Annotated in this window: 6 protein-coding genes; 3 read left to right on the top strand and 3 right to left on the bottom strand. The window is 73.9% G+C overall.

The window, feature by feature from the left end:
• Positions 1-5 precede the first annotated feature (5 nt).
• The 3 genes from ACIQ9E_RS05170 to ACIQ9E_RS05180 form a co-directional block, all read right to left on the bottom strand.
• Positions 6-3,734, bottom strand: coding sequence for a UvrD-helicase domain-containing protein (locus ACIQ9E_RS05170; protein WP_403702153.1), 3,729 nt, complete (start codon positions 3,732-3,734; stop codon positions 6-8).
• A gap of 129 nt (positions 3,735-3,863) precedes the next feature.
• On the bottom strand, positions 3,864-7,325 hold the full coding sequence (locus tag ACIQ9E_RS05175; RefSeq protein ID WP_403702155.1) for an ATP-dependent helicase: 3,462 nt from the start codon (positions 7,323-7,325) through the stop codon (positions 3,864-3,866).
• A 122-nt stretch (positions 7,326-7,447) separates the two neighbouring features.
• The gene (locus ACIQ9E_RS05180; protein WP_403702157.1) at positions 7,448-7,870 is read right to left on the bottom strand and encodes an MGMT family protein; all 423 of its coding nucleotides are present in this window, start codon (positions 7,868-7,870) and stop codon (positions 7,448-7,450) included.
• Between the two features lie 53 nt (positions 7,871-7,923).
• Between ACIQ9E_RS05180 and ACIQ9E_RS05185 the strand changes: the two genes are divergently transcribed.
• From ACIQ9E_RS05185 to ACIQ9E_RS05195, 3 genes are all read left to right on the top strand, one after another.
• Positions 7,924-8,121, top strand: a complete 198-nt coding sequence (locus ACIQ9E_RS05185) for a hypothetical protein (protein WP_403702160.1) — start codon at positions 7,924-7,926, stop codon at positions 8,119-8,121.
• 263 nt (positions 8,122-8,384) lie between these two features.
• Positions 8,385-11,948, top strand: a complete 3,564-nt coding sequence (locus ACIQ9E_RS05190; protein WP_403702163.1) for a lysylphosphatidylglycerol synthase domain-containing protein — start codon at positions 8,385-8,387, stop codon at positions 11,946-11,948.
• A gap of 209 nt (positions 11,949-12,157) precedes the next feature.
• Complete coding sequence (locus tag ACIQ9E_RS05195; protein ID WP_403702166.1) at positions 12,158-13,864, top strand: alpha/beta hydrolase; 1,707 nt, start codon at positions 12,158-12,160, stop codon at positions 13,862-13,864.
• Positions 13,865-13,918: the final 54 nt, after the last annotated feature.

Raw genomic sequence — 13,918 nt, forward strand, 5'->3', positions numbered from 1 at the left:
TGAGCCTAACCGGCGCCGGGGGTGGGCTCCTCCGCCGTCCCCGTACGGACGCCCCCTCCGGCGTCCGGTCCGGCGCCCGGTCCGGCTTTCCCACCGGCGCCGGGTCTGCGGGGGTGCCCGGGGTCCCCTCCGCCCTCGTCCCACTCGTCCCGCTCGCTGCCCTCGTCGTGTTCGTCACGCAGGAGGCGTTCCAGTGCGGCGCGGCCGGGCAGGGCGGACGGCCGGACGACCTCTCCGTCGCGGACGAAGACGAAGGCCGCGCCGACGTCCTCCGGCGCCAGTCCGTGCTGTTCCGCCCAGGCGAGGCGGTAGATCGCCAGCTGAAGGGGGTCGGCGGTACCCGTCCGGCCGGTCTTCCAGTCCACGATCTCGTACCGCGAGGGGGCTCCGTCGCCGGCCGGGATCCGGTAGACGGCGTCGATCCGGCCCCGGATCACCCGGCCCGCGAGGGTGATCTGGAAAGGCGATTCGACCCGGTACGGCGTGCGACGGGCGTACGGCGTGCGGGCGAAGGCCTCCTTCAGTTCGGCGAGGTCCTGCTCGTCCTCGATGTCCGAGGCGTCCGCCGGATCGCCGCCGGGCAGTTCGTCGGGGCCGAGCAGGGGCAGCGGCAACTCCTCGAACCGGGATTCGACCCAGGCATGGAAGCGGGTGCCGCGGCGGGCCGCGGGCTGCGGAGGGCGCGGCATGGGGCGGGCCAGCTCCCGGGCGAAGCCGTCGGGGTCGGCGGCGAGCCGGATGAGCTGGGAAGCGGTGAGGGAAGCGGGCAGGTTCACGTCCCGGACGGCGGCTCGGGTACGGCGCAGTTCCCCGGCGAGGGCGTCGAGATCGCGGTCCCACGACGCGATCGTGCGCCGCTCCTCGGGGGTGAGGCCGTCCTCGGGGCCGGCGGGGGGCGGGGGGCCCGTCGGCTGGTGCGGCAGTACGGCGCCGGGTGCGGCGTGCGCGGAGCCGCACCGACTGTGCGGATCGTCGTACTCGCTGTACGCATCGTCGCGTTCGCTGTACTGATCGTCGTGTTCGAACGGATCGCCCTCCGGGTACGGCGGCGGGCCGGCCCACTCCTCGTCGAAGGCGTCGGGCGCTTCCGCATCGTCCAGGCCCTCGGGGAACAGCTCGCTCCCGGGCTCCGGACCCGGACCGCCGGCCCGGACCGGGGCGGGCTGCGGGTCCGGCTCCCGGTCGAGGTAGGCCCGTACCGTCTCGGCGGCGCGGCGGCGGCGGGCGAGGGACGCCGGGTCGAGCGGCAGCGGCCAGGCGTGGTCGGGCCCGGTCTCCGCCAGGGCCGGGTTCTCCTCGCCTTCGGCGGGCTCGTCGGCCCAGGCCTCGATCTCACCGTGCCCGGCCGCGCAGTGGTCGTACAGCGCCGTCAGGAACGCGGACGGACCGCGGCGGCGCTTCTGGACCGGCCCCCACCAGTGGCCGGAGCCGAGCAGCAGGGAGCGGGGACGGGTGAAGGTGACATAGCCCAGGCGCAGCTCCTCCGTGTGCTGGTGGTCCTTCATTCCGTCCTTGAAGGCCTTGAGCCCCTTGGAGTCCCAGGCGGTGACGGAGGGGAGGGTGTCCGCGTCGCCGCGCAGGGCGTGGGGCAGCACCTGGGGGTGGGAGGTCCAGGCCTCGCGCCCGCGGTCGTTCGGGAACTGTCCGGCGACCAGTCCGGGTACGGCGACGACGTCCCACTCCAGGCCCTTGGACTTGTGTGCGGTGAGGACCTTGACGGTGTTCTCTCCGCCGGGCAGCGCGTTGTCCAGGCCCTTCTCGTACCGGGCGGCGGTCCGCAGGAAGCCGAGGAAGGCCAGGAGGGTGGCTTCGCCGTCGAGGCCGGCGAAGGCGGCGGCGGTGTCGAGGAAGTTGGCGAGGGTCTCGCGGCGGCGGGCGGCCAGGGCGTGCGGGGAGGCGGACAGCTCCACGTCGAGGCCGGTGGCGCCGAGGACCCGGTGGAGGACGTCCATCAGGGGGTCGCCCAGGGCGCGGCGCAGTTCGCGCAGTTCGGCGGCGAGGTGGGCGAAGCGGACCCGGGCCTCGGCGGAGAACGGCAGCCCGTCATCGGTGCCGCCGGGACCGCCGCTGCCGCCCGGGGCGGCTGCTCCGGGCGGGTCGATGAAGGTGTCGAGGGCGTCGGCGAGGGAGATCACCTCGGCCGGGTCGGTGCCTTCGACGGCCGCGGCGAGCCGTTCGTCGGCATCGGCAGGATCGGCACCGTCGCCCTGCCGGTGGACGAGGAGCCGGGCGCGGCGGCCGAGGAGCGCGAGGTCGCGGGCGCCGATCCGCCAGCGCGGTCCGGTGAGGAGCCGTACCAGGGAGGCGTTGGCGCCGGGGTCCTGGAGGACTTCGCAGACGGCGACGAGGTCCGCGACCTCGGGCAGATGGAGCAGACCGGACAGGCCGACGACTTCGACGGGGATATCGCGGGCGACCAGCGCGCCCTGGATTTCGGGGAAGTCGGCGGCGGTCCGGCACAGGACGGCGATCTCGCCGGGCGCGGTGCCCGTGCGCACCAGATGGGCGATGGAGTCCGCGGTCCAGGCGATCTCCTCCTGATGGGTGGGGAGCAGGGCGATGCGGACGGTGCCGTCGTGTTCGGCGCCGGGGGCGGGGCGCAGTGCCTCGACGCCTTCGTGGCGGGCGCGCAGGGGGGCGGCGAGGCCGTTGGCGAGCCGGAGCAGTCTGCCGCCGCTGCGGCGGTTCTCGCTGAGGGCGTACCGGGTGGCGGGGGTGCCGTCGCGGTGCGGAAAGTGGTCGGGGAAGTCGTCGAGGTTGGCGACGGAGGCGCCGCGCCAGCCGTAGATCGCCTGGCAGGGGTCGCCGACGGCGGTGACGGCGTGGCCGGTGGGGGCCGGTCCGGCGGCGCCGGGGCGGGTGGCACGGCCGAAGAGTCCGGAGAGCAGCAGCCGCTGGGCGACGGAAGTGTCCTGGTACTCGTCGAGGAGGACGACCTTGAATTCGTCGCGCAGGATCCGGCCCGTTTCGGGGCGGGTGAGCGCCAGCTCGGCGGAGAGGGCGATCTGGTCGCCGAAGTCGAGCAGTTCGCGGGAGCGTTTGGCGGCGCGGTAGCGGACGGTGAGGTCGAGGAGTTCGCGGCGGGCGGCGACGGCTTCGGGGACCTTGCGCAGTTCGGCGCTGCCGAGGCGGGTGCCGTCGAGGACCCGGAGCAGCTCGGCGTCGTACGCGGCGAGCCGAGCCGGGTCGACGAGGTGTTCGGAGAGCTCCGCGTCGAGGGCGAGGAGGTCGCTGACGAGGGTGGGGAAGGAGCGGGTCAGCGCGGGGTACGGGCCGGGGGCCTCCCGCAGCACGCGGGCGGCGAGCTGGTAGCGGGTGGCGTCGGCGAGGAGGCGGGCGGTGGGCTCCAGGCCGATCCGGAGGCCGTGGTCGTCGAGGAGCCGGCCGGCGAAGGCGTGGTAGGTGGAGATCCGGGGCTCACCCGGGGGGTTGTCCGGGTCGATGGTGTCCGGGTCGGTGACCCCGGCCCGGACGAGGGCGGTGCGGACCCGTTCGGCGAGTTCTCCGGCGGCTTTGTTGGTGAAGGTGAGACCGAGGACTTCCTCGGGGGCGACCTGGCCGGTGCCGACGAGCCAGACGACGCGGGCCGCCATGACCGTCGTCTTTCCCGACCCGGCGCCCGCGACGACGACCTGCGGGGCGGGCGGCGCGGTGATGCAGGCCGTCTGCTCCGGGGTGAAGGGGATCCCGAGCAGCTCCTTCAGCTCTTCGGGGTCACTGATACGCGCGGTCACACGAAAAGGCTACGGTCCCCCACCGACAGCGGGGCGCGGGCCGGGGGCGCGCGGACCGGGACCGGACCGCCGCCGGTCGTACGGCTGCGGCTTCCGGACCGGGGTCCGGGTGCCGAAGCGCGGCGGGCGCTACTCCACCACCTGGCGGCCCTCCGGCCGCGCGCTGCACGAGGCGCGGAAGGTGCAGTTCGCGCAGTGGCCGCCCGAAGTGGGGGTGAAGCGTTCGTCGAGGACCCGGCCCGCCGCCGTGGCCAGCAGCTCTCCGGCCCATTCGCCTTCCAGGGGCTGCTGCGCCTGGACCTTGGGCAGCGCTTCGCCACCCTGTTTGGCGGGTGCCGGCTGCCGTAGCTGGACGAGTTCGGCGCCGCCGGGCAGGGGCCGGCTGCCGTCGAAGGACTCGTCGACCGCCCCCTCCCGTACCGCGAGCTGATACACCGCGAGCTGGGCGTGGCGGGCGACCTCGTCCCCGGTCGGGGCCTGTTTCCCGGTTTTGAAGTCGACGACGTACGCCCGGCCCTCCGCGTCCTTCTCCACCCGGTCCATGGACCCCCGGATCCGTACCTCGTACTCCCCCGCCGCCAGCACGACGTCGAATGCGCGCTCGGTGGCGGCGGGCACCCGGCCGCCGCGGTCCATCACGTGCCAGCGGAGGAAGCGTTCCAGGGCGGCCCTGGCGTTCCGCTTCTCCTGTTCGGATTTCCACGGCGCGTCGAAGGCGAGACCGCCCCAGACCGATTCGAGACGTTCCATCAGTACGGCGAGATCGGCGGGCGTACGGCCGGACGCGACCTCGTCGGCGAGGACGTGGATCACGTTGCCGAAGCCCTGGGCCGAGGTGGCGGGGGCCTCGGCGCGTACTTCGCGGCCCAGGAACCACTGGAGGGCGCAGACGTTGGCCAGCTGGTCCAAGGCGCTGCCGGAGAGGGCGACGGGCCGGGTGCGGTCGCGGAGGGGGATGCTGCTGTGGGTGGGTTCGTACAGACCCCACCAGCGGTCGGGGTGGGCCGATGGGACCAGCGGCAGCCCTTCGTCGTCACGGAGCGCGGCGAGCCGGGCCAGCCTGCGGGCGGCGGCGTCGCGGAGCGCGGGCGGGGCGGCGGGGTCGACGGTGGTGGCCCGCAGCTCGGCGACGAGCGCGGAGACTGCGAGGGGCCGCCGGGGCCGGCCCGCGACGGCGACCGGCTCGATGCCGAGTTCGGTGAGGAAGCGGGAGGGCTGGTCGCCGTCGTCGGCGGGGGCCTTGACGGCGGTGACGACGAGCCGGTCGCGGGCCCGGGTGGCGGCGACGTAGAAGAGCCGGCGCTCCTCGGCGAGGAGGGCGCCGGGGGTGAGCGGTTCGGCGAGCCCGTCGCGGCCGATGCGGTCGGCCTCCAGGAGGGAGCCGCGGCGGCGCAGGTCGGGCCAGAGGCCCTCCTGTACCCCGGCGACCACGACGAGGCCCCATTCGAGGCCCTTGGAGCGGTGGGCGGTCATCAGCCGGACCGTGTCGGGGCGGGTCTCGCGCGAGGAGAGGGTGTCGGCGGCGATGTCCTGCGCTTCGATCTCCTCGATGAAGTTGAGGGCGCCGCGGCCGCCGGTCCGTTCCTCGGCGCGGGCTGCCGTGTCGAACAGGGCGCAGACGGCGTCGAGGTCCCGGTCGGCGTTCCGCCCGGCCGCGCCGCCGCGCAGCACGGCGTTCTCCAGGCGCTGCGGCCAGTACGTGCCGTTCCACAGCTCCCAGAGTGCGTCCTCGGCGGTGCCGCCGCCGTCGAGGACGGAGCGGGCGCGGGCGAGGAGCGCGCCGAGTTCCTGGGCGCGGCGCGCATAGGCCGGGTCGTGGACGACGAGGCGTTCCGGTTCGGCGACGGCCCGCGCGATGAGCAGATCGGACGGGGGCGGCAGCCGGTTGCCCGCGGCACGTTCTTCGTCGCGCAGGGCACGGCCGAGTCTGCGCAGGTCGGCTGCGTCCATCCCGCCGAGGGGGGAGGCGAGGAGGGTGAGGGCGGTCTCCGTATCGAGCCAGCCGGCGGCGGACCCGCCGGGGTGCCCGGCTCCGGTGTCGGCCTCGGCTCCCGCTTCCGCTTCAGCTCCGGTGTCGGCCCCGGCTCCCGCTCCGGCTCCGGTGTCGGCCTCGGCCCCCGCTTCGGCAGCTGTCTCCTCCTCCGGCCGGTCCGCGATCGGGGCCGCCACCGCCCGGAGCGCCGTCAGCAGCGGGGCGACCGCGGGCTCGTGCCGCAGCGGGACGTCCGCGCCGTCGACCTCCAGCGGGACCCCGGCCGAGGTCAGCGCCCGGCGGACGGCAGGGATCGTACGGCTGCCGGCCCGGACCAGGACCGCCATATCGTGCCAGGGGACACCGTCCTCCAGATGGGCCCGGCGCAGAATGTCCGCGATGTTGTCCAGCTCGGCCGACGAGGTGGGATAGGTGTACGCCTCAACCGTGCCGCCCTCCCGGGTCGCGGCCAGTTCGCGGTGCGCCCTGACCTTCTCCGCGGGCAGCCGGGTCAGCGGCATGCGGCGGGTCAGCAGCCGGGTCGCCGTCAGCAGGCCCTCGCGGCTCCGGCGGGACGTGGTGAGCACGGCGACGTCCGCCGGTCTCCCGTCGGCGTGCGGAAAGGCCGCGGGGAAGCCGAGGATGCCGTTCACATCGGCGCCCCGGAAGGCGTAGATGGACTGGTCGGGGTCACCGAAGGCAACCAGGGTCCGGCCGCCGCCCGCCAGTGCCCGCAGCAGCCGGACCTGCGAGGGGTCGGTGTCCTGGTACTCGTCGACGAACACCGCGTCGTACGGGAAGTCGTGCGGGAAGCTCCGCGAAGGTGCCGTGCTCTCGGCGAGGAGGACGGCCCGGTGGACCAGTTCGGCGTAGTCGAGAACGCCCTGCATGTCGAGGACGTCGAGATACTCGGCGAGGAAGGACGCGGCCGCCCGCCAGTCGCGCCGGCCGGTGCGGTCCGCGAAACGCTTCAGCGCGTACGGGTCCAGACCCAGCTCACGGCTGCGGGCGAGAACCGCCCGCACCTCGTCGGCGAAGCCGCGCGTGGTCAGACAGGCCCTCAGCTCATCGGGCCACTCGTTGCGGGCGAGACCGTCGGCCTCCAGACCGATCTGCCCGGCGAGGAGTTCCCGGACCGCGACGTCCTGCTCCGGACCGGAGAGCAGCCGCAGCGGCTCCGCGAACAGCTCGGCGTCCTGGTGGGAGCGGACCAGGGCGTAGCAGAACGAGTGGAAGGTGGTCGCCCGGGGGCCGCGCACACCGCCGAGGCGCAGGGCCATCCGGTCTCGCAGTTCCACCGCGGCCTTGCGGCTGAAGGTGAGCACGAGGATGCGTTCGGGGTCGGTGCCACGGGCTATCCGGGCGGCCACCGCTTCGACGAGGGTGGTCGTCTTCCCGGTGCCGGGACCCGCGAGCACGAGCAGGGGGCCGTGTTCGTGGTCAACCACGGCACGCTGGGCGGCGTCCAGAAGGGGGGGATCCGGGGTTTCGGGCGGGGTACGCACCAACCGGTAGGCACCCGGATTCCGCCCCCGGCGCCCCTTGGGAGGGCGCGCGGAATCCCCCTGCCGTGCCTGTTGCCGGTACGGCGTACGCCCGGTGGTGGAGGAGGAGCTCACGTGGATCGCCGGTCCTGGTGGGTGTGGTGGTGCTGAGGGAGCAGTTGCGGCCGGAACCGCACGCCGACGACGCTACCCCGCCCGCCCGGGGCCTCCGGCGCGGCAGGGTCCGGCGGCCACCGTCATATGCCGCTACCGTCCGCCGCACCTCTGCCGTCCACCCCACCGGCACCACCGGCACCACCGGCACCGGGGCCGTGGCCCGTGTCCGTATGGGCGCCGTCCCAGCGGGCCCGCCTCATGTCGATGCGCGGGACATGGCCGTCGGCGCTCGGGGGCGCGGCACGCAGCGGGGTGCCCTCCGTGCGGTAGTGCGCCAGGGCCTCGGGCTCGTGGCCCGGCAGTACGGTGCCGTCGGCCCGGACCACCCGCCACCAGGGCACGGCACCGCCGAACAGCGCCATGACCCGGCCCACCTGGCGCGGACCGCCCTCACCGAGCCACTCGGCGATATCGCCGTACGTCATCACCCGCCCGGGCGGGATCCGCTCGGCGGCATCGAGCACCCGCTCCGCGTAGTCGGGGATCTCCGCGAGCTGTTCCATCCCGCCATCCTGCCGCACCGCACCGACAAGCGGCCCGGCCTGTGGACAACTCCGTGCGCGGGACGCGGCGGGCGGCCAGGATGGACGGACGGCACGGCGGACCACGACAGGCAGACCACTACGGGCGGACCCGCCACGAACCGTCGACGGAGCAGATGGAGCAGATGGAGCAGGTGGAGCAGGTGGAGCAGGTGGAACAGATGGAGCGGATAGCTCAGCCAGGCCGCAGCAGACCACGGCAGACCGGATGAAACGGGGCGAATAGGGTGACCATGACCGACTCATCGCGAACTATTGCGCAGGTCACGCCCGCGCCGACGACCCTGATGACCTTCTCGGACGCCCGCTCGTGTCACCATCGTGCGCGGACGGTGACGGGTGAGGCGTGACCGGGGAGAGACCGAGCAGGCGGGGAAGGGAGCGGGGTGTGCGGCCTGGCACGGCGGCTGACGCCTTCGGTACGGGGCCGTGCCCGGACGGTGCCGGCGCACCAGCGCCGTCCACGGACGGCCCGATGCCCATCGACAAGGACGTAGAACCGATCGAGGACAAGAAGCAGGCAGACGACGACGGCGACCGGCGCGACGGCAGCACCGGCGACGGCCGTCGGCGTGCCCGTGCCCGGTCGGGTCCCCCTGCGGGCGGCGCCGGCGCAGGTCCGGCGGACCGTCCGGGCGCCAGCCCGCGGAACGGTTCGCGCAACGCCCGGCGGAACGGCCCGGCGGAGAGCGCGGACGGCGACGGAGACGGGAACGGCGACGGCAGCGGGGACGGGAACGGGGACGGCAGCGGGGACGGCAGCGGGGACGGGAACGGGGACGGCCGGGGCAGGGTTCCCGGCTCCTCCCCCGGCGCGGACGAAAACATCACCGGCTCCGGTGACGGCTCCGGCTGCGGTCCCGGTATCGACTCCGGTGACGGGTCCGGCGGCGGTGACGGTGCCCCGAAGGACGGAGACGGGGGAACGGGCGCGGGGGGCGCTCCCGCGCACCGGCCCGAGGCAGCACCCGAAGGCAAGCCCGAGGCAGCATCCGAAGGCGAGCCCGCCGGGCCCCCGGGTACAGGCTCCGAAGAGCGGTCCGCGGCCGGACACGCGGACCGTCACGGCGACGCCCCCGGCACCGATGCCGACCGGGTCTCCGGTGACGAGCCCCTGCTCGCCGCCCGGGTGCACCGCCCCTCGGACCTCATGCGCTTCCTCGGCGGAATCCTCGCGATCGCCGTCCTCCTCGCCATCGCCGCATTCGCCCAGGGCACCACCACCGGCCTCGAACACGACATCAGCAAGGGCACCGAGCAGGCACCCGTACTCCTGGTGAAGCTCGCCGGGCTGGTCTCCTCCATCGCGGTACTCCTCGTCCCCATCGCCTTCGCTATCGAACGGCTGATCAAACGGGATGGACTGCGGATCGCCGACGGCGTGCTCGCAGCGGTCCTCGCCCACGGCATCACCCTCGCCACCGACCTCTGGGTCGCCCAGGCGGCGCCCGACAGCATCCAGGAAGCCCTCACCCGCTCCCAGGGCAGCGGGCTCACGGACCCCGTGCACGGCTATCTCGCCCCCGTCATCGCCTATATGACAGCGGTCGGCATGGCCCGCAGACCCCGCTGGCGGGTCGTGCTCTGGGTGGTGCTGCTGCTGGACGCCTTCGCGATGCTGGTCGGCGGATACACCACCCCGTTCTCCATCATCCTGACCGTCCTCCTCGGCTGGACCGTGGCGTACGGCACGCTGTACGCGGTCGGCTCACCCAATGTCCGGCCCACCGGCCAGACCCTGCTGGCAGGCCTGCGCCACGTCGGCTTCCGCCCGGTCACCGCAATGCGCACCGAGGACGTACCGGACGGCACGGACGGCACGGTTGAGCAGGGCGACCGGGGACGCCGCTATCTGGTCACCCTGGAGGACGGCCCGCCCCTCGACGTCACCGTCGTCGACCGGGAACAGCAGGCGCACGGCTTCTTCTACCGGCTCTGGCGCCGGCTCACGCTGCGCTCCATCACCACCCGCCGCTCCTCCCTCCAGTCGCTGCGCCAGGCGCTGGAGCAGGAGGCGCTCCTCGCCTACGCGGCGATCGCCGCCGGAGCGAACGCGCCCAAGCTGATCGCCACCTCCGAGCTGGGTCCGGACGCCGTGATGCTCGTCTACGAGCACCTGGGCGGCAGGTCCCTGGACAACCTGGAGGACACGGAGATCACGGACGATGTGGTCCGCGGTGCCTGGCGGCAGGTCAAATCGCTCCAGTCGCGCCGGATCGCACACCGCAGGCTGACGGGGGACGCGATCCTGGTGGATCGTTCCGGCAAGGTCATCCTGACCGATCTGCGCGGCGGCGAGATCGCCGCGGGCGATCTGGTGCTGCGGATGGACGTCGCCCAGCTCCTGGTCACCATGGGCCTGCGGGTGGGCGCGGAGCGTGCGGTGTCGGGGGCGCTGGAGGTCTTGGGGCCGGACGCGGTCGCCGACTGTCTGCCGCTGCTTCAGCCGATCGCGCTCAGCCGCTCCACCCGTGCGACCCTGCGGAGACTGGCACGGGAGCGGGCCGAGCGGGAGCGCGAGGCCGTTCTGAAGGCGTCGGCGGCGGCCCGCAGGGCCCGCGCGGAGGCCTCGGCCCAGGCAAGCGGACCGGCCACCGAAGAATCGGCGACCGGTCCGGACACGGACCGCGCCATCACAGACACCGTTGCGGATACGGACCGGACCGGAGCGCAGGCCGCCCCGGATTCGGACCGCACCGGAGCGCAGACCGAACCGGATACGGACCGCACCGGAGCGCAGACCGAACCGGATACGGACCGCACCGGAGCACAGACCGGCCCGGACGCAGGCCGGACCGCCGAAGGCGCGGGCACTGGTCCGGACAGGACCGGGACCGCCGGAGCCCCGGCGTCCGCCGCGGCCGGCGACCGTCCGGAGGACGGCCGTACCCCCCCGGCAGCGGCAGCGCGCCCGCCCGCGGTCACGGCCCCCACCGGACCCGCCGCGGGCCACCCGGCGAAGTCCGCCCCGCACGCGGAGCGGCGTGCCGACAAACGCGCCGTCGAGGAGGCGCTCGACGCGGCGCGCGAGGAGGACCTCCTCACCCAGATCCGCCACCAGGTGCTGCTGATCCGGCCCCAGGCCCCGGTGGAGCCCGTCCGGCTGGAGCGGATCCGGCCGCGGACCCTGGTCAGCCTGATCGCCGGTGCCGTCGCCGCGTACTTCCTGCTCTCGCAGATCGCCGGCAACAACCTGGGCGCCGACTTCAGCAGCGCCCACTGGGTCTGGGTGGCGGTCGCGGCCGCGTTCTCCGCACTGAGCTATGTCGCCGCGGCGATGAGCCTGCTGGGCTTCGTACCCGAACGGGTGCCGTTCCCACGGACCGTCCTCGCCCAGGTCGCCGGGTCCTTTGTGAAGATCGTCGCCCCGGCGGCGGTCGGCGGAGTCGCACTGAACACCCGCTTCCTCCAGCGTTCGGGTGTCCGGCCCGGCCTCGCGGTGGCGAGCGTGGGCGCGGCCCAGCTCTTCGGGCTCGGGGCGCACATCCTGCTGCTGCTGACCTTCGGCTATCTCACGGGCACGGAGAAGACCCCGTCCCTCAGCCCGTCCAGAACGGTGATCGCGGGCCTGTTGACGGTCGCCGTGCTGGTACTGGTGGTGACGGCGATCCCGTTCCTCCGGAAGTTCGTCTCCACCCGGCTGCGGTCGCTGTTCGCCGGAGTCGTACCGCGCATGCTGGACGTGCTCCAGCGGCCGGTGAAGCTGCTCACCGGCATCGGTGGCCAGCTGCTGCTCACCTTCGCCTTCGTGATGTGCCTCGACGCGTCGATCCGGGCGTTCAACGACGGCAGCCAGCCACTGAGCTACGCCAGCCTCGCCGTGGTCTTCCTGGCCGGCAACGCGCTGGGGTCGGCCGCGCCGACGCCCGGCGGTGTGGGCGCCGTCGAGGGCGCGCTGATCCTCGGTCTGATCGCGGCGGGCGTGCCGAAGGACGTCGCGACGGCGTCGGTGCTGCTGTACCGCATCCTGACGCTGTGGCTGCCGGTGCTGCCGGGCTGGCTGGCGTTCAGCAGTCTGTCGCGCAAGGGCGCCCTGTAGGCCGGGGCCGGGACGCCCCTCGGGGCCCGGCGCGATCCGGCCGCCCCGGGACGCCGGACCGGCGGACCCCCGGGGCGGCCCGGCGTAACCGGCGAGCTGCGAGCTGCGAGTGGGCCGGGGCGCGGGAGCCACGCCGTCATCACTGCGGAATACCACCCGACCGGACCACCGCGGGGGCGGGCCGGGCGCACGGCGCGCACGATGGCGGCATGCCTCCCTCAGCCACCGCCGTGCGCACCGCGACCGCACACGCCGCGGCCCTCGCCGCCTCCCTGTCCGTCCTGCTGGCCGCGGGCTGCTCCGGCGGCGGTGACCGGGACCGGGCGCAGGACCCGGCCGCCGGGACGACCAGCACGGCCTCCGCGGCCGCGTCCGGAACGTCCCGGTCCGCCGCCCCGACCGGCTCGTCCAGTACCCCCGGTACGACGAGTTCACCGGGCACCTCGAACCCGGTCCCGCCCCTCGGCAAGGAGCTGACCGGCCAGAAACCGGCGTGGAAGACGTGTCCGGCACCCTCCGGCACCGAAGGCGGCGGCGCGGCGCCCCAACCGCCGCCCGGCGGCTCGGCCTGGGAGTGCGCGACCGTCAAGGCGCCGCTCGACTATGCGGACCCGGGCGGGAAGACCTTCGACCTCGCCCTGATCCGGGCCCGGGCCACCGATCCGCAGAAACGTATCGGCTCACTGATCTTCAACTTCGGCGGACCCGGTGGCTCCGGAATCACCACGCTGCCCGCGGCCGCGACCGACTACACCGCCCTCAACACCCGCTACGACCTGGTCAGCTTCGACCCGCGCGGAGTCGGCCGCAGTGTCCCCGTCCGGTGCGAGGACGACAAACAGCTCGACGCCTTCTACTCCCTCGACGCCACCCCCGACACCGACGCCGAGGTCACCGCCTACTCGGACGCACTGAAGTCGTACGCCTCCGCCTGCAAACAGCACTCGGGCGGCGCACTCCCCCATGTCGGCACCCTGAACGCGGCCCGGGACCTGGACCTGATGCGCCAGGTCCTCGGCGACGAGAAGCTGTACTACTTCGGTATCTCCTACGGCACCGAGCTGGGCGGGGTGTACGCCCACCTCTTCCCGCAGAACGTCGGACGCGCGGTCTTCGATGCGGTCGTCGACCCCACGAAGGACTCCGAAGAGGGGTCGCTCGGCCAGGCGAAGGGCTTCCAGCTCGCCCTCGACAACTTCGCCCAGGACTGCGTGGACCGCGGCGACCAGTGTCTGATCGCCGGTACGACGCGGGCGGAGGTCGAGGGCCAGATCACCGATCTGCTGAAGCGTCTCGACGCCCGGCCGGTCCCGGCCGGCGGCGGCCGCGAGCTGACCCAGACCCAGGCATTGAACGGCATCGCCCAGTCGCTGTACTCGCAGCAGTTCTGGCCGCTGCTGGAGCAGGGCGTCGACGAGGCCGACGGCGGCGACGGCTCCCTGCTGCTCGCACTCTCCGACGCGATGAACGGCCGGAACCAGGATGGCCGGTACGACAATATGGGTGCGGCGTTCAACGCGATCAGCTGCGTCGACACCAAGGACCGCTACTCGGTGGCGCAGACCCGGGCGAAGCTCCCGGAGTTCCGCGCGGCCTCGCCGGTCTTCGGGGACTATCTGGGCTGGGGCATGCTCGGCTGCACCAACTGGCCGGTGCCCGGCACCTGGGAACACCCCGACGTCTCGGCCCCGGGCGCAGCCCCGGTCGTGGTGATCGGCAACACCGGTGACCCCGCGACGCCGTACGAGGGCGCCAGGGCGATGGTGGAGGCCCTCGGCCCGGGTGTCGGGGTGGAGATCACCTATCGCGGCCAGGGCCACGGCGCCTACAACGCGACGAGCACCTGTGTGAAGGGTGCGGTCGACGCCTATCTGCTGGAGGGCAGGGTTCCGGCGGCCGGAACCGTCTGTCAGTAGGGGTGCCTAGGATGGCGGCACGGGTACGACATCCGGGCGGCGGGCCGTGAAGGT

The organism is Streptomyces sp. NPDC094448, from assembly GCF_044763775.1.
Taxonomy (GTDB): Bacteria; Actinomycetota; Actinomycetes; order Streptomycetales; family Streptomycetaceae; genus Streptomyces.